Here is a 20621-nt window from a genome sequence, read left to right as displayed (position 1 = left end):
GAGCCTGCCGGAGACCATCATGGACAAGGTGACCAAACATCAGCAACTGCGCCCATTCCGCTTCGCCGATGCGCTTGCCACCGTGCAGGCCGGGCAGCCATGCGTTCTGGTCACGGTGACGGACGTGCAGGGCTCCGCCCCGCGCGAGCCGGGCACGCTCATGCTGGTGGGCACAGACGGTTTCTTCGGCACCATCGGCGGCGGCCATCTGGAATGGCGCGCGATGGAAATCGCCCAGGCGATGATGGCCTCGCCCGAGGCCACCGGAGAGGCCCGCCGCCAGTTCGTGCGCATTCCGCTCGGGCCCGCGCTGGGGCAGTGCTGCGGCGGCGTGGTGCGCCTGTCGCTGGAGCGCCTCGACGCGCGTGATGTTGCGTGGATCGCGCTGGCCGATAACGCCGTGCGCCAGCGCCGCAGCCTGCGCCGCTTTGTCTCCGCAGATCCGGCTGTGCCTGTTGAAGCAAGCATCGGCGATGCGGCTGCGGGCGGCGTGCAGCTCGACGCCAGCGGCTTCACGCAAACCGTGCTGCCGCCCGACATGTCGATCGTCCTGTGCGGCGCGGGCCATGTCGGCCACGCCATCGTGCGCGCACTGGCCCATCTGCCCTGCCGCGTGACGTGGGTGGATGAACGCGATGCGATGTTCCCGTTCCCCACGGAAGTGCCGCCGAACGTTGTTATCGAATCCACCGATACGCCGGAAGCCGTGATCGACCACGCGCCCGCCGGCAGCTACTTCCTGGTCATGACGCACAACCACGCGTTGGACCTCACCCTGTGCGAACGCATCATGCGCCGCACGGACTTTGCCTACTTCGGCCTGATCGGTTCAAAGACCAAGCGCGCGCGCTTCGAGCACCGCATGGTCGAGCACGGCGTGGACCCGGCACGCCTGCCGGAAATGGTGTGCCCGATTGGTGTGGCGGGCATCGTGGACAAGGCGCCAGATATCATTGCGGTATCCGTCGTCGCGCAACTGCTGCAGGTGCGAGAGCTGCAACAACATGCGCTCACCAGCGCCAGCAGCGGCGCGGCGGTCCCTTACCGAGTCCCCACGCCTGTCTAATCATGCCGATCTCTTCCGCGCTTGCAGAACGCATCGCCACCAGCCCTAAAGCTGAACTGCACATCCACATCGAAGGCTCGCTCGAACCCGAACTGATGTTCGCACTGGCCGAGCGCAACGGCGTCAAGCTGCCGTATGCGTCCGTTGACGAAGTGCGCGCAGCCTACGCTTTTGACGATCTGCAATCGTTCCTCGACCTGTACTACGCCGGCGCCAGCGTGCTGCTCACCGAGCAGGATTTCTACGACATGACCGCCGCTTATGTCGCGCGCGCGCTTGCCGACAACGTCCACCACGCCGAAATCTTCTTCGACCCGCAGACGCATACCGCGCGCAATGTGCCCATGCATGTGGTCATTCACGGCATCGTCCGCGCGCTGGATGACGCCGAGCGCGAGCATGGTTTTTCCAGCGCGCTGATCCTCTGCTTCCTACGCCACCTGAGCGAGGAAGATGCATTCGACACGCTCGAAGCCGCCCTGCCCTATATCCAGGACCCGGCCAACCGCATCATCGGCGTTGGGCTGGATTCGTCCGAGCGCGGTAACCCGCCGGAGAAATTCGCGCGCGTGTTCGCACGCTGCAAGGAACTCGGCCTGCGCCTGGTCGCCCACGCCGGAGAAGAAGGCCCCGCGCAATACGTGATCGACGCCCTCGACATCCTCAAGGTAGAGCGCATCGACCACGGCGTGCGCGCCATCGACGATGCCGCGCTCGTCAAGCGCCTCGCAGCCGAGCGCATCGCGCTGACGGTCTGCCCGCTGTCGAATGAAAAGCTGAAGGTCTACCCCGACTTGGCACGCCACTCGCTCAAGCAGCTGCTGGAGGCCGGATGCGCCGTGACCCTGCATTCCGATGATCCGGCCTACTTTGGCGGCTACATGAACACCAACTGGCTCGCCACCTTCAACGCCCTCGACCTGTCTGAGGCCGATGCCCACACGCTCGCGCGCAACAGCTTCGAGGCGTCCTTCCTGCCCGAACAGGACAAAGCCCTGTGGCTTGCCAAGGTCGACGACCACTGGAAAGCCGCACACTAAAAATCCACGAGACGACGATGACCACGATGCCTCCGACTTCCAACACCGTTCACGCCTACCGCGGCCGCGTGCTGCATTTCCTGCACGATCCGCAGTATCGCGAGCGCGATGCCTATGAGTATTGGGAGGACGGCCTGCTCGTGGTCTCGGGCGGCAAGGTGCTGAGCGCCGGCGACTATGCCGCACTGCGCGAAGACCTGCCCGCCGGCACGCAACTGCACGACTACAGCGGCAAGCTGATCGTCCCGGGCTTCATCGATACGCACATCCACTTCCCGCAGACGGACATGATCGCGTCGCCGTCGCCGGGCCTGCTGCACTGGCTGGAGACGTACACCTTCCCGGAAGAGCGCCGCTTCGAAAGCGAGCAGTACGCCGCCGGCGTCGCCTCGTTCTTCCTCGACGAACTGCTGCGCAACGGCACGACCAGCGCAATGGTGTGGAGCACTGTGCATCGCGGCTCGGCCGAGACGCTGTTCACGCAAGCACAACAACGCGGCATGCGCATGATCACCGGTAAGGTGATGATGGACCGCAACTGCCCGGAGTACCTGCGCGACACGGCCGAATCCGGCGCGCGTGACACTGCCGACCTGATCTCGCGCTGGCACGGCAAGGACCGTCTGGCCTACGCCATCACGCCGCGCTTCGCGCCCACCTCGAGCGAAGCGCAACTGCAAGCCTGCGCAGAACTCGCCAAACAGTACAAGGACGTCTTCATCCAGACGCACGTCGCAGAAAACCCCGACGAAGTGAAATGGGTGGCCGACCTGTTCCCCAACGCACGCAGCTATCTGGACGTCTACGACCGCTACGGCTTGCTTCGCAAGGGCGCCTTCTACGGCCACGCCATCTGGCTGGACGACAGTGACCGTCAGCGCATGGCCGAATCCGGTGCGGCCGTGGCGCACTGTCCCACGTCCAATCTGTTCCTGGGCAGCGGCCTATACAACTTCCACAAGAACGACGCGCACCGCTTGGCACTCACGCTGGCTACCGACGTGGGCGGCGGCAGTTCGTTCTCGATGCTGCGCACGATGGGCACGGCGCATAAGGTCGCGCGCATGGGCGGCTATCACCTGACAGCGCTGCGGATGTTCTACCTGGCCACGCGCGGTGCCGCCGAAGCGCTGGGCTGGGAAGACCGTATCGGCAGCTTCGTGCCGGGCGCGGAAGCCGACTTCATCGTGCTGGACCCGACCGCCACGCCGCTGCTGGCCCGTCGCAATGCGCGCTCGGAAACGCTGGAAGAGCTGCTGTTCTCGTTGGCACTGCTGGGCGAGGACCGCGCGGTGGCCGCCACTTACATCCAGGGCGAGCCGGCCAAATTCGCGGTTGGCGCCAACGCCTGATGCATTTATAATCGCCGCTTCCATTGGGGAGTAGCCGCCCGGGGTCGATACCCCGGGGGCCACGTCAACAGACTTGACCGTCGCTGCAATGGCAGACGGTTATGGCGTGGTCAGCAGCCACTCGGGGGGCACAGCATCGAAAGATGCGTGGCACCTTGGTGACGCGCCTGGCGAGACCGATGACAACCCACTGCGGATAGGGCCGGCAGTGGCGCGTCATTGGTTCGCACACGGCCCGGACACCATCACAACATGGAAGCCTTCCTCGTCTCCACCGGCATCGTCGCCCTCGCAGAAATCGGCGACAAGACACAACTGCTGTCGATCCTCCTGGCCGCGCGTTTTCGCAAGCCAGTGCCGATCATTCTCGGCATCTTCATCTCCACCCTCGTCAACCACGCACTGGCCGGCGCCGTCGGCGGCTGGATCACGCATGTGCTCGGCGAAAACGTGCTGCGCTGGATATTGGGCGTTGGCTTCATCGCCATGGCCGGATGGATGCTGATTCCGGACAAGCTCGACGACGACGAAGCCCCCTCCACAGCGCAGCGTGGCTTGGGCATCCTCGGAACCACCATCGTCGCGTTCTTCTTTGCAGAGATGGGCGACAAGACGCAGATCGCGACCGTGGCACTGGCCGCGCGCTTTAACGACGTGTTCTCGGTCGTGGCAGGCACGACCGTCGGCATGTTGCTGGCGAACGTACCGGCGGTGCTGATGGGCAACAAGTTCGCTGCGCGCATGCCGATCACGCTGGTGCATCGGATTGCGGCGCTGATTTTCCTGGTGCTGGGTGTGCTGGCGCTGCTGGGGGTTGGGAAGTAAGCCGTCAATCTGCGGCTCTGGCGCCCGCGCAGGGCCGGGCAAAAGGCACATCGCCGCAGATTCTCGAGGCAAAAAAAAACGGGGCCGTAGCCCCGTTCAACCCTCACCGGTCATGCCACCCGCTAGGGAACGAATGGCATGCTCCGATAAACCTTTCTGTTGTTGGCCAGCGTGCGCCTCAGTTCATCTTGGCGCCGCCTTCGAACCACTTGGCGATGATCGTGCGCTCGTCGTCGGTGATTTGCGTCACGTTGCCCAGCGGCATCAGCTTCTGCTGCACGACCTGCTGGTAGACGAGCTGCGCATGCTTGCCCAGTTCTTCCGGCGTATCGAGCAGCACGCCCTTAGCCGGCGAAGGCATCAGGGTAGGATGAGCCGAGTGACATTGGTAGCACCGTGCGGTAACGACTGCCTGTACTTTGGCGAAGTCCGAACCGCCAGCGGCTGCCGGAACGGCTGCCGCCACCGCCGTTGCCGAAACTGAGGCGCCGCCTTCCGCCGCTGCTGCGGGCGCCGCTGCTGCCGGGGCTGCTGCCGCGGGAGCTGCCGGACGCGACACCGGAGCCAGCCACACCGCCACACCCAGCAGCACGGCCACGCCCGCTGCCGGATAGCCCCAATTCACGACGCCCTTGTGCTTCAGGATGAAGAACTGACGGATCAGCACGCCCGCCAGCATGATCAGCACCAGCACAGCCCAGTTGTACTTGGCGGCGTACGTCATGCTGTAGTGGTTCGACAGCATCGCAAACAGCACCGGCAGGGTGAAGTACGTGTTGTGCACGCTGCGTTGCTTGCCGCGCTTGCCGTGGATCGGGTCCGGCTTCTCGCCTGCCTTGAGCGAGGCCACCACCTTGCGCTGGCCCGGGATGATCCAGAAGAACACGTTGGCGCTCATGATGGTCGCGATCATCGCGCCGATCAGCAGGAATGCCGCGCGTCCGGAGAACAGGTGGCATGCCGCAAACGCCGCAATCACTACATAGATCGCTACCAGAATGCCCACTACGCGGTCGTTCTTGCCAAACACGCGGCAGATCGTGTCGTACACCAGCCAGCCGACCACCAGGAAGCCCAACGCCAGCAGCACGGCCGTCGTCGCCGTCATGTCGAACACGCTGCGATCGATCATGTAGACGTTGGCGTTGAACAGGTACACCACCGTCAGCAGGGCGAAGCCCGACATCCAGGTGGAGTACGACTCCCAGTAGAACCAGTGCAGATGATCGGGCAGTTGCTTGGGTGCCAGCAGGTACTTCTGCGGGTTGTAGAACCCGCCGCCATGCACGGCCCACAGTTCGCCGTCGACGCCCTTGTCTTTCAGGTCCGGTGCGGTCGGCTTGGTCAGGCTGTTATCGAGCCAGACGAAGTAGAACGACGAACCGATCCACGCGATCGCGACGATCACGTGCAGCCAACGCAAGAGCAAGTTGGCCCAGTCGAGGATATAGCCTTCCATGATGCGTCCCTGCCCCGTTAGCTACCGCGATAGGTCGAATACGACCACGGCGACACCAGGAGCGGCACGTGGTAGTGCGCGCTGGTATCGGCCACGCCAAAGCGCAGCGTCACCACGTCCAGGAACGCGGGCTCGGGGAGTTTGACGCCGGCAGCACGGTAGTACTCGCCTACGCCGAAGTCCAACTCGTACACGCCCGTTTGCAGCGCGTCGCCTTCGAGCAGCGGCGCATCGCAACGGCCATCGTGATTCGTGCGGACCGATTTGATCGGTTGCCGCTGATTGTCGACAATTTTGAACAGAGCGATCGCCAGGTTTTGCCCCGGCGTGCCTGCAGCGGTGTCGAGCACATGGGTGGTCAAGCGTCCCATTTGTCTTCCTCTGTAGTTCGAATTTTCAGAAGCGCCGCTGCCTCCACTTGCACCTCGCGCCAAACCCTTGCGTGACAAAGGCTGGCGTCGGGGCCCGCTCGGTACGTGCTGTGCACGCATCCCGGCGCGCGTCCAGCCGGTTTACGCCTCCCATCCATGTAAGGAGGGGCATGCCAAACCGGCAAAGCCGTCGCTCGTTCTGGGTCCGACTCCTTGTCTCCGCCGTGTCCCTAGACCGGACTCGAAACAGGGATTTCCCTAGTTTGTCGGATTCCCGAACGCATTTTGTTGACAATATTGAAGGCGCCCACGAATAATTGTCAACAGGTTTTCGCAGTCGCTTATGCCGCGGCGCACTAATGAAAGGCGGGTCTGCCATGTCCAAGAATCTCAAGCTGGTCTCCACGGAAGTCGCGTCGAAGTCGGGCGCCAAGGCATCGGGGACAACTCGCATGTCGGTCGAAGAACGGATGTATCACGAGATCTACGACGCGATCATGGAGCACCGCCTGCCCCCGCGCACCAAGTTGACGGAGCATGCACTGTGCGAAATCTATGCCACCGCGCGCCACACGGTGCGCAAGGTCTTCGCCCAACTGGCCGCTGATGGTCTGGTTGACCTGGAGCCGAATCGCGGCGCGTTCATCGCAGCGCCCTCCATCGACGAAGCCCACGCCATGTTCGAGCTGCGCCAGATCCTGGAGCGTGCGGTGCTCGACAAGGTTGGCCACAGCAGCAACCCCCAGGCGGCCATCGCGCCCCTGATGGAACTCGTCAAGCAGGAACGCCAGGCATTTGTCACGCAGGATCGTCCTCGCTGGATTCGCCTGTCTGCGGAATTTCACGTGGCACTGGCCGAGCAGTCGGGCAATCCGCTGGTGGTCGAGATGATGCGCCGGCTGGTGTCGCGCACCACCCTGATGATCGCCAGCGTCGAGGCCCCGGGCAACAACGCCTGCTCGTTCGACGAACACCTCGACATCCTCAATGCCCTGGAGCGTGGCGACGCCAGCGCTGCACAAGCCCACATGGCCCAGCACTTGCAATGCTGCGCGGACCGCGTGCGCCCGGAAGCGCCCGCTGATTTCGATCTGCGTTCGGTATTGGGCCCGCGCGGCGGGAAGGACAAAGTCTAGGACCGGTTCTGCTGTATCGGGCGAGCTGGCACGACAGAGGCCGGCCGCCCAAGAACCTGTTCACGATCCTGGCGAGCAGCCCCACGCTGGCCTGAGAAACGCCGCCGGACACAAGTACGGCGCGTATCAGAAGGCAAAGACCGGGCGCGCCGTAGGAAGTGGACAGGCTCCAAGCCGGACGCCGTCCGGCTTACCACCCAAAGGAGACCTTTATGGCAAGCAGCACCCTCGCCGCCCCCACGGCGGATCTGACCAATGAGCGCGTGGCGTACGGACGCCTGCTCGCATTGGGCCTGCAACATGTATTGGTGATGTATGCAGGCACCGTGGCAGTGCCTCTGATTGTGGGCGGTGCACTGCATCTGCCCAAGGAACAGCTCGCTTTCCTGATCAACGCAGATCTCTTTGCCGCCGGCCTTGCCACACTCATCCAGGCCTTCGGTGTATGGAAGTTCGGCATCCGCATGCCGGTCATGATGGGCGTGACCTTCGCGTCGGTGGGCCCGATGATCGCCATCGGCACCGACCCGAGCATCGGCCTGCTGGGCATCTACGGCGCGGTGATTGCGGCCGGGCTATTCGGCATCATCGTCGCGCCGCTCATGGGGCGCGTGCTTGGGCTCTTCCCGCCGGTCGTGACGGGCACCGTCATCACGCTGATCGGCATGTCGCTGATGGGCGTGGGTATCAACTGGGCTGCGGGCGGCCAGCCGACCATGAAAACCATGGTCGACGGCGTGCTCAAGACCGTGCCCAACCCGGCCTACGGTGATCTGAGCGGCCTGGGCATTGCGCTGGCAGTGCTGGTCATCATCCTGTTGCTGACGAAGTACGGCCGCGGCCTGATCGGCAATATCGCCGTGCTGTTGGGCATCGTGATCGGCACGTTCATCGCCATGGCGGTCGGCAAGGTCAGCTTTGCCGGCATCACCGAGGCCGACTGGGTGGCCGTGATCACGCCGCTGCACTTTGGCATGCCCACCTTCCACTTCGGTGCCATCGCTTCGATGTGCATCGTGATGCTGATCACGCTGGTGGAATCGACCGGCATGTTCCTGGCGCTGGCGGAAATCACCGGCAAGAAACTCTCCACCGATGACCTGACCCGCGGCCTGCGCGCCGATGGCCTGGGCACCGTGATCGGCGGCGTGTTCAACACGTTCCCGTACACCTCGTTCTCGCAGAACGTGGGGCTGGTGACGGTCACGGGTGTGCGTTCGCGCTTCGTGGCAGCCATGGGCGGCCTGATCCTGATCGCGCTGGGTCTGTTCCCGAAGATGGCGCACATCGTGGCGTCGGTTCCCTCGTTCGTGCTGGGTGGCGCGGGCATCGTGATGTTCGGCATGGTGGCCGCCACCGGTGTGCGCATCCTGGGCTCGATCGATTTCAACAAGTACCGCCACAACCTGTTCATCGTGGCGATCTCGATCGGCTTCGGCATGATCCCGACGCTGGCGCCGACGTTCTTCCAGTACCTGCCGCATTGGCTGGAGCCGGTCACGCACAGCGGCATCGTGCTGGGCACACTGGTCGCGGTCATCCTGAACCTCTACTACAACGGCATGCAGTCGGCCGAGCACGCAATGCGCGACGCTGCGGCCAACACCCACGGCACGGAGTAATCGTATGAACGCCACTGTCGTGCACAACGACCCGCTTCTGATCGCCCGTCATGCCGACGTGCTGGTCACCATGGATGCGCAACGCCGCGAGATCCCCGACGGCGCCCTGGTTGCGCGCGGTGGCGTGATCGAATGGGTAGGCGCCACGGCCGATCTGCCGTCGCAGTATCGCGATGCCGTCCAAGGCACACTGCGCCAGCCCAACGTGCGCATGATGGAACTGGGTGTCCACGTGGTCACGCCGGGCTTCGTCAACACGCACCATCACATGTATCAGAGCCTGACGCGTGCGCTGCCCGCTGCGCAGGACGCCGAACTGTTCGGCTGGCTGACAAACCTGTATCCGGTGTGGGCGGGCCTTACGCCCGAGATGGTGCGCGTGTCCACGCTCACGGCGATGGCGGAACTGCTGCTCTCGGGCTGCACGACCTCGAGCGATCATCTTTATCTGTATCCGAACGGCAGCCGGCTCGATGATTCGATCGAAGCCGCGCAGCAGATCGGCATGCGTTTTCACGCGGCGCGCGGCAGCATGAGCGTCGGCCGCAGCCAGGGCGGTTTGCCGCCGGACCGCGTGGTCGAAGGCGAAGAGGCCATCCTCAAGGAAACGCAGCGCCTGATCGAAACGTGGCACAACGCCGATCGCCATTCGATGCTGCGTATGGTGGTCGCGCCGTGTTCGCCCTTCTCCGTCTCGCGTGACCTGATGCGCGAATCGGCCAAGCTCGCGCGCAGTTACGGCGTGTCGATGCACACCCACCTGGCCGAGAACGACAACGACATCGCGTACTCGCGCGAAAAATTCGGCATGACGCCCGCGGAATACGCGGAAGACCTCGGCTGGGTCGGCCGCGACGTCTGGCATGCGCACTGCGTGAAGCTCGACGCGCACGGCATCGACGTATTCGCACGCACCGGCACCGGCGTCGCGCATTGCCCGTGCTCGAACATGCGGCTGGCTTCGGGCATTGCACCCATCCGCACCATGCGCGATGCCGGCGTGCCGGTCGGCCTGGGCGTGGATGGCAGCGCATCGAACGATGGTGCACACATGCTCGGCGAAACGCGCCAGGCCATGCTGCTCGCGCGTGTCGGCTTTGGCCCCGCGGCGATGAGTGCGCGAGAAGCGCTGGAGATCGCCACGCTCGGCGGCGCGCGCGTGCTCAACCGCGACGACATCGGCGCGCTCGCACCCGGTATGTCGGCCGACTTTGTCAGCTTCGATCGCCACCAGGTCGGCTTTGCCGGCGCCGACCACGATCCGGTTGCCGCGCTGGTGTTCTGCGCACCGTCCAACGTGGCGCACAGCGTGATCAACGGGCGCGTGGTCGTCGAAGACGGCCGCCTGACCACGCTTGAACTCGACGCCCATCTCACGGTTCACCGGAAGCTCGCGCTGGAACTGGCGCAGGCTGCCCGGGCAGTTCCGGCCTGACGCGATGGCGGTTTGTCCTGTTCATGACGCCGCTGTGATGTCGTGAATTTGGAAAGCCGCATTCCAGCGCTTCGCCGGTGTTGTATGAAGTCTCCTCGACATGAAGAAACCATGACCAACAATAACTATCCGCGCGATCTCATCGGTTACGGCAAGAACCCGCCCAACGCCAATTGGCCGGGCGGCGCGCGCGTAGCACTGCAGTTCGTTCTCAACTACGAGGAAGGCGGTGAAAACTGCGTGCTGCACGGCGACGCCGGCTCCGAGCAGTTCCTCTCTGAAATCATTGGCGCTGCGGCCTACCCCGACCGCCACATGAGCATGGAGGGCATCTACGAATACGGCTCGCGTGCGGGCGTGTGGCGCATCCTGCGCGAGTTCGAAAAGCGCGGCCTGCCGCTGACGATCTTCGGTGTGTCGATGGCCCTGCAGCGCCATCCGGACGTGACGCAGGCCTTTGTTGACCTGGGCCATGAAATCGCCTGCCACGGCTGGCGCTGGATTCACTATCAGAACATCGATGAAGCCACCGAGCGCGAGCACATGCGCATCGGCGTCGAGATCATCCGCGAGCTGACCGGCAACGCGCCGCTGGGTTGGTACACCGGCCGCGACAGCCCCAACACGCGCCGCCTGGTGGTCGAGCACGGCGGTTTCGCCTACGACGCCGACTACTACGGCGACGACCTCCCCTTCTGGACCGAAGTCGAAACCTCCTCCGGCGAGCGCAAGCCGCACCTGGTGGTGCCGTACACGCTCGACACCAACGACATGCGTTTCGCCAGCCCGCAAGGTTTCAACACGTCCGACCACTTCTACCAGTACCTGAAGGACGCCTTCGACGTGCTGTACGCCGAAGGCGACCCCAACGGCCTCGCGCAGCCGAAGATGCTCTCGATCGGCATGCACTGCCGCCTGCTGGGCCGCCCGGGGCGCTTGCGCGCGCTGCAGCGCTTCCTTGACTACGTGCAATCGCACGACAAAGTGTGGATCTGCCGCCGTATCGACATCGCGCAGCACTGGATCCAGAACCATCCGTATGCAAAGCAACCCGTTTTGAGCACCGCAGCATGAGCCAGACCACCTACACCCTCTCGCAACTCAACGGCATGGACGCACCGCAGTTCGTGCAAGTCCTGGGCGGCATCTACGAGCACTCGCCGTGGGTTGCCGAACAGGCCGCCACGCAGCGCCCGTTCGCCTCGGCCGAGGCGCTCGCGGCTGCCATGCGCAACGCCGTGGATACCGCGGGCATTGAGCCTCAGCTCAAGCTCGTGCGCGCCCACCCGGAGCTGGCCGGCAAGGCCGCCGTGCGCGGTGAACTGACCGCCGAGTCGACGCGCGAACAAAGCGGCGCGGGCCTGAACCAGTGCACGCCGGAAGAGTTTGCACGCCTGCAGGCACTCAACGCCCAGTACAACGAAAAGTTCGGCTTCCCGTTCATCCTGGCAGTGCGTGGCTATGACCGCCACGGAATCATCGAGAACTTCAGCAAGCGCGTTGAGAACGACCGCGATACCGAGCTGCGCACGTCGCTCGAGCAGATTCATCGCATTGCGGGTTTCCGCCTGACCGATTTGGTTTCAGCAAACTGATTTTTCAGGTTCATCAGCAAAAACAACGCTGTGGGCACGGTGTCATGGGGCATGGGACACCGATCGGCATGGAGCCTGACCAGCCGGCCTGTGACTGCATCAAAGAATGCGGCGCAACCCGCAGTGATCTTCAACAACAAAGGAGGTAGCAATGCAGTCGAAATTCAAGCGTGGCGTGACTGCGCTGGCAGTGGCATCGGCACTGGGGGCAGTGTGTGCCGGTGCGCAAGCGCAATCGTCCGTCACGTTGTACGGCCAGGTGGATGCCTGGGCGGGCGCCACCAAGAGCCAGGGCGCATCGGATCGTGCCTGGGGCGTCAACTCGGGCGGTATGTCGACGTCGTACTGGGGCATGAAGGGCAGCGAAGACCTGGGCAACGGCCTGAAGGCGATCTTCACGCTGGAAGCGTTCTTCCGCCCGGACACCGGCAAGTACGGCCGCTTTGACGGTGACACGTTCTTCGCCCGCAATTCCTTCGTGGGCCTGCAATCGAACGCGTGGGGTTCGATCAAGCTCGGCCGCCTGACGCCGCCGTACTTTGTGTCGACGATCCTGTTCAACCCGTTCATCGATTCGTACACGTTCTCGCCGATGGTGTTCCACACGTACCTCGGCAACGGCCTGAGCGGCCCCGGCGGCATCTCGGGTCTGGTTGGCGATTCGGGCTGGAACAACGCGATCATGTACTCGACGCCTGACTTCAACGGTCTGACCGGCAACTTCATCTACGGTGCGGGCGAGCAAGCTGGCCACAATGGCCAGAACAAGTGGGGCGGCAACTTCCTGTACTTCCATGGCAACTTCGCGGCCACGGCAGCCTTCCAGCAAGTGCGCTTCGACGCTGCCCCGGGTGACCTGAACGCACTGGTGGCAGGCTTCTCACGCCAGACGGCCGCACAGCTGGGTGCCACGTACGACTTTGGCGTGGCCAAGGTGTACGGTCAGTACCAGTACATCAAGAACGCCATCAACTCGGGCGATGCGAAGAGCAATGGCGGCCAGCTGGGCGTGTCGGTGCCGGTGGGCCCGGGCAGCATCCTAGCGTCGTATGCCTACACGAAGACCTCGGGCGCTGCAGACGTGAAGCGCAACACCTGGGCGGTCGGCTACGACTACTCGCTGTCCAAGCGCACCGATGTGTACGCTGCGTACATGCGCGACAAGGTGACGAACCTCAGCTCGGCAGACACCTTCGGCGTGGGCATCCGCGCAAAGTTCTAAGCAGTCGGCAGCAAAGAAAAACGGCGCCTGGACTTTCCCCAGGCGCCGTTTTTTTGGGCCACCGACCTTCAGCGGCCCAACGGTCGAATCAACCGATCAACGCGTAGCCGACACATCTGCCACTGCCAGCGCCGTCATATTGACGATGCGGCGCGAGGTGGCCGACGGGTTCAGGATGTGCACCGGCTTGGCCGCGCCCAGCAGGATCGGGCCCACCGTCACGCCCTGTCCACCCGTGATCTTGAGCAGGTTGAACGCGATGTTGGCCGCGTCCAGCGTCGGCATTACCAGCAGGTTGGCGCTACCGGCAAACGCGCTCTTGGGCAGGAAGTGGTGGCGGATGTCTTCCGACAGCGCCGCGTCACCCTGGATCTCGCCTTCCACCTGCAGATCGGGCGCTTCCGCCTTCAACAGATCGTAGGCCGCGCGCATCTTGCGGGCCGACGTGCTTTTCGACGAGCCGAACATCGAGTGCGACAGCATCGCCACCTTCGGCTCCTGACCGAAGCGGCGCACTTCTTCGGCCGCCAGCTTGGTGATGTCGGCCAACTCCTCGGCGGTCGGGTTCTCGTTGACGAACGTATCGGTGATGAACAGCGTGTGCTTCTCCAGCATCAGCCCGTTCATGGCCGCGAACACCTTGGCGTTCGGCGCCAGGCCGATCACGTCGCGCACGTGCTCCAGGTGGGCGTCGAAACGGCCAACCGTACCGCACAGCATCGCATCGGCATCGCCCAGGCGCACCAGCATCGCGCCGATCAGGGTGTTCGAGCGGCGCAACTGAGACTTGGCCATATCCGGCGTCACACCGTTGCGGCCCATCAGCTCGTGGTATGCCGTGTGGTACTGGTGGAAGCGCGGGTCATCTTCCGGATTGATCAGCTCGAAATGCACGCCCGGCTTCAGGCGCAGGCCGGCCTTCTGGATGCGCATCTCGATCACGTGCGGGCGGCCGATCAGGATCGGCTTGGCCAAACCTTCGTCCACCACCGTCTGCACAGCACGCAGCACGCGCTCTTCTTCACCTTCGGCGTAGACAACGCGCTTGGGGTTGGCCTTGGCAGCCGAGAACACCGGGCGCATGGTCAGGCCCGTGTGATAGACGAAGTCGCTCAACTGGGCGCGGTAGGCATCCAGATCCTTGATCGGGCGCGTGGCCACGCCGGACTCTTCCGCGGCCTTGGCAACGGCCGGCGCGATCTTCTCGATCAGGCGCGAATCGAACGGCTTGGGGATGATGTAGTCCGGACCGAAGTTCAGGTCCTGGCCGGCGTAGGCCTGGGCCACGGCATCGTTCGTTTCGGCTTCGGCCAGTTCGGCAATGGCCTTCACGCATGCCAGCTTCATCGCTTCCGTGATCTTGGTGGCGCCGCAATCGAGCGCGCCGCGGAAGATGTACGGGAAGCACAGCACGTTGTTGACCTGGTTCGGGTAGTCCGAACGGCCCGTGGCGATGATGCAGTCCGGGCGCGCGGCCTTGGCGATTTCCGGGCGGATTTCCGGCTCGGGGTTGGCCAGCGCCAGGATGATCGGCTTCGGGGCCATGGTCTTGACCATGTCGGCGGTCAGCACGCCGGCGGCCGAGCAACCCAGGAACACGTCTGCATCGCGCACGATATCGGCCAGCGTACGGGCCGACGTGTCTTGCGCATAGCGCGCCTTGTTCGGCTCCATCTTGGCGTCGCGACCGACGTAGATCACGCCCTTGGAGTCGACCACGTAGACGTTCTCGCGCTTGACGCCCAGGCCCACCATCACGTCCAGGCACGCAATGGCCGCGGCGCCCGCGCCCGACACCGCCACCTTCACGCTGCCGATGTCCTTGCCGACCACCTTCAGGCCATTGAGCAGCGCCGCCGACGAGATGATCGCCGTGCCGTGCTGGTCGTCGTGGAAGACGGGAATGTTCAGGCGGTCACGCAGTTTCTGCTCGATATAGAAGCACTCGGGCGCCTTGATGTCTTCGAGGTTGATCCCGCCCAGCGTCGGCTCCAGCGAGGCAATGATGTCAACCAGCTTGTCCGGATCGCGCTCAGCCAGTTCGATATCGAACACATCGATGCCGGCAAACTTCTTGAACAGGCAGCCCTTGCCCTCCATCACCGGCTTGCTGGCCAGCGGCCCGATGTCGCCCAGGCCCAGCACGGCGGTGCCGTTGGTGATCACGCCGACGAGGTTGCCGCGCGAGGTGTACTCCGCCGCCAGCGACGGGTCTTGCTCGATCGCGGTACACGGATACGCCACGCCCGGCGAATACGCCAGCGACAGGTCGCGCTGGTTGATCAGCGCCTTGGTCGGGCGCACCTCGATCTTGCCGCGCGTCGGAGCGCGGTGGTATTCAAACGCCGCGCGGCGCAGTTCGGCCTCGGCGCCTTGGTCTTGGGAATCCGGCGAGGCGTCGTGAAGCTTGTCGTTCATAGCAATGAATCCTGATGGGGAGTTCCGCGGATGAGGCGCACGTGCGCTCAGGCAGAAACTCCCTGAGACGAAGTGGCGAAAAACAATGGGAACACAGAGAAACCGGGGGTGAGGCCACACGCGTTGCGGAGCACCGTCAGGAGGGTAGCGACGGGGCGGAGGCGGCGCCGGCCAGGGGTGGCGGTCGGCGCAAGACGGGATGAAGTGACAACGCTCAAGCGGAGTACGGCTGGCGGCCTACAGATTAGGTCACGCATTCTAACGTAGACCGACGGTCAAAACCCACCCGGGCGCACTACTTGGGTGCGGGCCCAGATGCGGGTTTCGCGGCCGGTTTCACCGATGGATCAACAGGCAGTTCTACAACGATGGGCTGCGCATTCGGCGCCGGGAAATTGGCAAATGCGCTGCGTACCAGATACGGCATCACGGCCGTCAGCGAGCCATCTCCACCCTGCGTTTGCGCCGTCACCTGATAAACGCGCTTACCCGTGGCTGCCTCGTCAATTTCCACGTGATAGGCATAGAACGGCACCTGTACATTGGTATCCACGTATTGCGGACCCCACGGCCCCCAGGGCCCCCAAGGACCTCGCCACGGGCCCCACGGCCCCGGCCCCCAGTACGGGTCCGGATACACGGGCTGGCGCACCTGCACAAGGCGCGTGGCGGTCGAGTAGTCCAGACGGACCAGATAGCGCGCGCTTGCACGGGGCACGCTGGTAAAGCCGTGGGCGGCCAGCTGGTCTGATGTCCAGGCCTCGTAGGTCTGGCGTTCCAGGTCATTTTGCTGCACTGCGGTGTGCTCGAAGGCATAGGTGCGCGGCGGGTTGTCGGTCCAGCCGGGTTGCCGGAACGCCGTCACCTGGCTGGTGACCGTGCTCGCGCAGCCCGCCAGCAGGCTGGCCGCCAGCAGCGCGCCGGCCATCGGCCAGACGCCCGATGTCTTGATCCATTTCCACATAGAAATCCCCCTCCTCTCAATCAGACAGATGGCCGCGTGCTCCGGAAACAGGCTGCGCGCGGTCTATTACTCAGAGTGACGCCCCGCGCGGAAGATTCCCGCCAAGCGCCTGAGTACAATGGCCTTTTGCGTACCTCTACGAGGATGTTACCGATGTTGCGCACCGATACCGCCGTCACGATTTACCGCAAGGATTACACTGCGCCCGCTTTCCGCATTGACGAAGTGGCCCTGGAGATCGATCTCGTGCCCGAGCGCACCCGCGTCGTCAACCGCATGCGCATGACGCGCACAGATGCCGGTAAGCCCCTCGTGCTGGTGGGCGAAGGGCTGGAGCTGGCCGGCGCAACCGTCGACGGCAGGGCGCTGTCTGGCCTGCAAGCTACCGGCGACACGCTCACCATCGATGCCGTACCGGCCGATGTGGGCGCCAGCTTTACGCTGGAACTCACCACCTACTGCAATCCCGCAGCCAACTCGTCGCTGATGGGCTTGTATGTGTCCAACGGCAACTTCTTCACGCAGTGCGAGGCCGAGGGCTTTCGCAAGATCACCTACTTCCTCGACCGGCCGGACGTGATGACGGTCTACACCGTCACGCTGCGCGCATCGAAGGCGGACTACCCTGTGCTGCTGTCCAACGGCAACCTCTTGTCGGAACGCGACCTGCCGGACGGCCGCCACGAAGCCGTGTGGCACGACCCGTTCAAGAAGCCGTCGTACCTGTTCGCGCTGGTGGCAGGCAAGCTCGAGTGCATTGAAGAGCGCATCCAGTCGGCCTCGGGCAAAGAGAAGCTGCTGCAGGTGTGGGTGGAGGCGCAAGATCTGGGCAAGACCCGCCACGCGATGGATTCGCTCATCCACTCGATCCACTGGGACGAACGCCGCTTCGGCCTGGAGCTGGATCTCGACCGCTTCATGATCGTCGCCGTGGGCGACTTCAACATGGGTGCGATGGAGAACAAGGGGCTGAACATCTTCAACACGAAGTACGTGCTGGCCAATGCGGAGACTGCCACGGACGTGGACTTCGCCAACATCGAATCGGTGGTCGGCCACGAGTATTTCCACAACTGGACGGGCAACCGCGTCACCTGCCGCGACTGGTTCCAATTGAGCCTGAAGGAAGGCCTGACGGTGTTCCGCGATCAGGAGTTCTCCGCGGACATGGCAGCACTTGCCGGCAACGAAGCCGCTGCGGCCAGCGCCCGCGCCGTCAAGCGCATCGAAGACGTGCGCGTGCTGCGCCAGGCGCAGTTTCCAGAAGACGCCGGTCCGATGGCCCACCCGGTGCGGCCCGACAGCTACGAAGAAATCAACAACTTCTACACCGTCACGGTGTACGAGAAAGGCGCGGAAGTCGTGCGCATGTACCAGACCCTGCTAGGCCGCGACGGCTTCCGCAAGGGCATGGACCTCTACTTCCAGCGCCACGATGGCCATGCCGTCACCTGCGACGATTTCCGCGCTGCCATGGCCGATGCCAATGGCCGCGACCTCACGCAATTCGGCCGCTGGTACAGCCAGGCCGGCACGCCGGTCGTGGCCGTAGAGGGCCACCACGATGCCGCCACGCGCACCTATACGCTCACGCTGCGCCAACGCTGCGAGCCGGTCGGCATCGAGACCACCAGCGGCATCCAGAAGCAGCCATTCCACATTCCGTTTGCGATCGGCCTGATCGATAAGCAGGGCCGCGACTTGCCGCTGCGTTTGCGTGGCGAAGCCGCATCGCCCTCGCCCGTGACCACGCGCGTGCTGGACTTCACTGAAGCCAAGCAGACCTTCGTCTTCGAAGATGTGGCCGAAGCGCCGTTGCCATCGCTGCTGCGCAATTTCTCGGCGCCGGTGATCGTCGAATACGGCTATACGACCGAGCAGCTCACGTTCCAGCTCGCGCACGATTCCGACCCGTTCAACCGCTGGGAAGCCGGCCAGCGCTTGGCCACCGACACGCTCTTGCGCATGGTGACGGACATCCAGCACGGCCGCGCACCTGAGGTGAACCCGGCGCTGGTCGAAGCCCTACGTGCCGTAGTCGCAGACACCTCGCTTGATCCGGCCTTCCGCGAACAGATGCTGATCCTGCCGGCCGAAGGCTATCTGGCCGAGCGCATGGACGTGGCCGATCCGGCTGCCATCCACACCGCACGCCGCACACTGCGCCGCACGCTGGCGGAAAAGCTCAACGCGGAGCTGCTGCGTGCCTATCAGGACAACCAGACCGAAGGCGCCTACTCGCCCGATGCGGTGTCTGCAGGCAAGCGCGCACTCAAGAACATCGCCCTCGGCTATCTGGTGGAAACCGAAGCCCCCGAGGCGCTGGCCCTGGCCGAACAGCAATATGGCCGCGCCACCAACATGACCGACCGCATGGGCGGCCTCTCGGCGATGGTCACCAGCTACGCCCCTGGCCGCGAAGCGGCGCTGGCCGATTTCTACACCCGCTTTGCCGACGACGCGCTCGTCATCGACAAGTGGTTCTCGCTGCAGGCCATGCAGCCGGGCGCCGCCGGTAAGCCGACGCTGGCCACCGTGCGCGCGCTGATGGCGCATCCGGCTTTCACGCTGCGCAACCCAAACCGCGCACGTTCGCTCATCTTCAGTTTCTGCTCGGGCAACCCCGCGCAATTCCACGCCGCCGATGGCTCCGGCTATGCCTTCTGGGCCGAGCAGGTGCTCGCGCTCGACGCCATCAACCCGCAGGTCTCTGCCCGCCTGGCACGCGCGCTGGACCGCTGGCGCAAGTACGTGCCCACGCTGCGCGACGCCATGCAGGACGCGCTCAAGCGCGTGGCGGCACATCCGAGCCTCTCGCGCGATGTGCGCGAGATCGTCGGCAAGGCGCTGGCCTGAATGTCACCGCTTGTATCGTAAAATCGCGCCCGTCTCAGGAGAACACATGAAGCGCATCAACCTCACCCGCTACCTGATCGAAGAACAGCGCGAACACAACACCATCCCGGCCGAGCTGCGTCTGCTGCTCGAAGTCGTGGCGCGCGCCTGCAAGGCGATCTCGCACAGCATCAACAAGGGGGCCCTTGCCGGCGTGCTCGGCTCGGCCGGCACCGGCAACGTGCAAGGCGAAACCCAGCAGAAGCTGGACGTGATCGCCAACGAAGTCCTGCTCGAAGCCAACGAATACGGCGGCAACCTGGCGGCCATGGCCTCGGAAGAGATGGAATCGTTCTATGAGATTCCGCACCGCTATCCGAAGGGCGAATACCTGCTGCTGTTCGATCCGCTCGACGGCTCGTCCAACATCGACGTCAACGTGTCGATCGGCACGATCTTCTCGGTGCTGCACATGCCCAAGCCCGGGCAGGCCGTAACCGAGGCCGACTTCATGCAGTCTGGCGCCAAGCAGGTGGCTGCCGGCTACGCCGTGTACGGCCCGCAGACCACGCTGGTGCTGACCGTCGGCAATGGCGTGCACATGTTCACGCTCGACCGCGAAGTCGGCAGCTTCATCCTGTCCAGCCGCGACGTGAAGATTCCCGCCGACACGAAGGAATTCGCCATCAACATGTCGAACATGCGCCACTGGGCCCCGCCCGTGCGCCGCTACATCGACGAGTGCCTGGCCGGCACCGAAGGCCCGCGCGGCAAGGATTTCAACATGCGCTGGATCGCCTCGATGGTGGCGGACGTGCATCGCATCCTCACGCGAGGCGGCATCTTCATGTATCCGTGGGACAAGCGCGAGCCGGGCAAGGCCGGCAAACTGCGCCTGATGTATGAAGCCAACCCGATGGCCTTCCTGGTGGAACAGGCCGGCGGCGCGGCCACCAATGGCGAAGAGCGCATTCTGGATATCCAGCCCGAGAAACTGCACCAGCGTGTGGCAGTCGTCCTGGGGTCAAAGAACGAGGTGGATCGCGTCACGCAATATCACCTCGAAGCCAAAAAAACGGCGTAATCACGCCATGTAAGGCTGTTGTTCCGGCGGTTCTTGCAGAGCGCCAAAAAGTTCTGTTAGAATCGCTGTTTCCGACGCCGCTGTAGCTCAGTCGGTAGAGCAGCGCATTCGTAATGCGAAGGTCACCAGTTCGATTCCGGTCAGCGGCACCAGAATTCAAAAAGCCCAGTCTTCATCGACTGGGCTTTTTGCTTTGG

At 64.0% G+C, this 20621-nt stretch carries 16 protein-coding genes, 1 tRNA gene and 1 riboswitch; of the genes, 13 read left to right on the top strand and 4 right to left on the bottom strand.

Going from position 1 to position 20621, the window contains the following annotated elements:
* Positions 1 to 19 precede the first annotated feature (19 nt).
* The 4 genes from xdhC (at position 20) to R2N16_RS15835 (ending at position 4283) form a co-directional block, all read left to right on the top strand.
* Positions 20 to 1066 (top strand): xanthine dehydrogenase accessory protein XdhC, encoded by a 1047-nt coding sequence (gene xdhC / locus R2N16_RS15850; RefSeq protein WP_316666693.1) that lies wholly within the window; start codon positions 20 to 22, stop codon positions 1064 to 1066.
* Positions 1067 to 1068: 2 nt separating this feature from the next.
* Entirely contained in the window at positions 1069 to 2106 is a 1038-nt protein-coding gene (locus R2N16_RS15845) for an adenosine deaminase (protein ID WP_316666692.1), read from the top strand.
* Between the two features lie 17 nt (positions 2107 to 2123).
* Positions 2124 to 3458: a guanine deaminase gene (guaD, locus tag R2N16_RS15840; protein WP_316666691.1), complete on the top strand. Its 1335-nt coding sequence runs from the start codon at positions 2124 to 2126 to the stop codon at positions 3456 to 3458.
* Positions 3459 to 3471: 13 nt separating this feature from the next.
* Positions 3472 to 3615, top strand: a riboswitch (yybP-ykoY riboswitch).
* A gap of 95 nt (positions 3616 to 3710) precedes the next feature.
* Positions 3711 to 4283, top strand: a complete 573-nt coding sequence (locus R2N16_RS15835) for a TMEM165/GDT1 family protein (protein WP_316666690.1) — start codon at positions 3711 to 3713, stop codon at positions 4281 to 4283.
* A gap of 178 nt (positions 4284 to 4461) precedes the next feature.
* On the opposite strand, the gene R2N16_RS15830 is transcribed toward R2N16_RS15835, so the two are convergent.
* Complete coding sequence (locus R2N16_RS15830) at positions 4462 to 5742, bottom strand: urate hydroxylase PuuD (RefSeq protein ID WP_316666689.1); 1281 nt, start codon at positions 5740 to 5742, stop codon at positions 4462 to 4464.
* 17 nt (positions 5743 to 5759) lie between these two features.
* Positions 5760 to 6113, bottom strand: coding sequence for a hydroxyisourate hydrolase (gene uraH / locus R2N16_RS15825; RefSeq protein WP_027681000.1), 354 nt, complete (start codon positions 6111 to 6113; stop codon positions 5760 to 5762).
* 377 nt (positions 6114 to 6490) lie between these two features.
* Between uraH and R2N16_RS15820 the strand changes: the two genes are divergently transcribed.
* The 6 genes from R2N16_RS15820 (at position 6491) to R2N16_RS15795 (ending at position 13123) form a co-directional block, all read left to right on the top strand.
* Entirely contained in the window at positions 6491 to 7249 is a 759-nt protein-coding gene (locus R2N16_RS15820; protein WP_316666688.1) for a GntR family transcriptional regulator, read from the top strand.
* Between the two features lie 212 nt (positions 7250 to 7461).
* A complete protein-coding gene (locus R2N16_RS15815) occupies positions 7462 to 8871 on the top strand; it encodes a nucleobase:cation symporter-2 family protein (RefSeq protein WP_316666687.1) in 1410 nt (469 codons plus the stop codon).
* A 4-nt stretch (positions 8872 to 8875) separates the two neighbouring features.
* Positions 8876 to 10306: an 8-oxoguanine deaminase gene (locus R2N16_RS15810; protein WP_316666686.1), complete on the top strand. Its 1431-nt coding sequence runs from the start codon at positions 8876 to 8878 to the stop codon at positions 10304 to 10306.
* Between the two features lie 111 nt (positions 10307 to 10417).
* Complete coding sequence (gene puuE / locus R2N16_RS15805; RefSeq protein WP_316666685.1) at positions 10418 to 11380, top strand: allantoinase PuuE; 963 nt, start codon at positions 10418 to 10420, stop codon at positions 11378 to 11380.
* Positions 11377 to 11901: a 2-oxo-4-hydroxy-4-carboxy-5-ureidoimidazoline decarboxylase gene (gene uraD, locus R2N16_RS15800; RefSeq protein ID WP_316666684.1), complete on the top strand. Its 525-nt coding sequence runs from the start codon at positions 11377 to 11379 to the stop codon at positions 11899 to 11901. Before puuE ends, uraD begins: the two co-directional genes overlap by 4 nt.
* Positions 11902 to 12052: 151 nt before the next feature.
* Positions 12053 to 13123: a porin gene (locus R2N16_RS15795; RefSeq protein WP_316666683.1), complete on the top strand. Its 1071-nt coding sequence runs from the start codon at positions 12053 to 12055 to the stop codon at positions 13121 to 13123.
* Positions 13124 to 13219: 96 nt separating this feature from the next.
* On the opposite strand, the gene R2N16_RS15790 is transcribed toward R2N16_RS15795, so the two are convergent.
* Positions 13220 to 15541 (bottom strand): NADP-dependent malic enzyme, encoded by a 2322-nt coding sequence (locus R2N16_RS15790; RefSeq protein WP_316666682.1) that lies wholly within the window; start codon positions 15539 to 15541, stop codon positions 13220 to 13222.
* 295 nt (positions 15542 to 15836) lie between these two features.
* Positions 15837 to 16505 carry a DUF4136 domain-containing protein gene (locus tag R2N16_RS15785; RefSeq protein WP_316666681.1) on the bottom strand — a complete coding sequence of 223 codons (669 nt, stop codon included), beginning with the start codon at positions 16503 to 16505 and terminating at the stop codon, positions 15837 to 15839.
* Between the two features lie 153 nt (positions 16506 to 16658).
* On the opposite strand from R2N16_RS15785, the gene pepN reads away from it, so the two are divergent.
* The 3 genes from pepN (at position 16659) to R2N16_RS15770 (ending at position 20576) form a co-directional block, all read left to right on the top strand.
* Entirely contained in the window at positions 16659 to 19361 is a 2703-nt protein-coding gene (gene pepN / locus R2N16_RS15780; RefSeq protein WP_316666680.1) for an aminopeptidase N, read from the top strand.
* A 46-nt stretch (positions 19362 to 19407) separates the two neighbouring features.
* Positions 19408 to 20424 carry a class 1 fructose-bisphosphatase gene (locus tag R2N16_RS15775; protein WP_316666679.1) on the top strand — a complete coding sequence of 339 codons (1017 nt, stop codon included), beginning with the start codon at positions 19408 to 19410 and terminating at the stop codon, positions 20422 to 20424.
* 76 nt (positions 20425 to 20500) lie between these two features.
* Positions 20501 to 20576 (top strand) — tRNA-Thr (locus R2N16_RS15770).
* The last annotated feature ends 45 nt before the right edge of the window (positions 20577 to 20621 follow it).

The sequence above is a fragment of the Ralstonia psammae genome (assembly GCF_958405935.1).
Lineage (GTDB): Bacteria > Pseudomonadota > Gammaproteobacteria > Burkholderiales > Burkholderiaceae > Ralstonia > Ralstonia psammae.
Note: the sequence above shows the minus strand (reverse complement) of the source record. Positions and strands in the feature narration are given on the sequence as shown.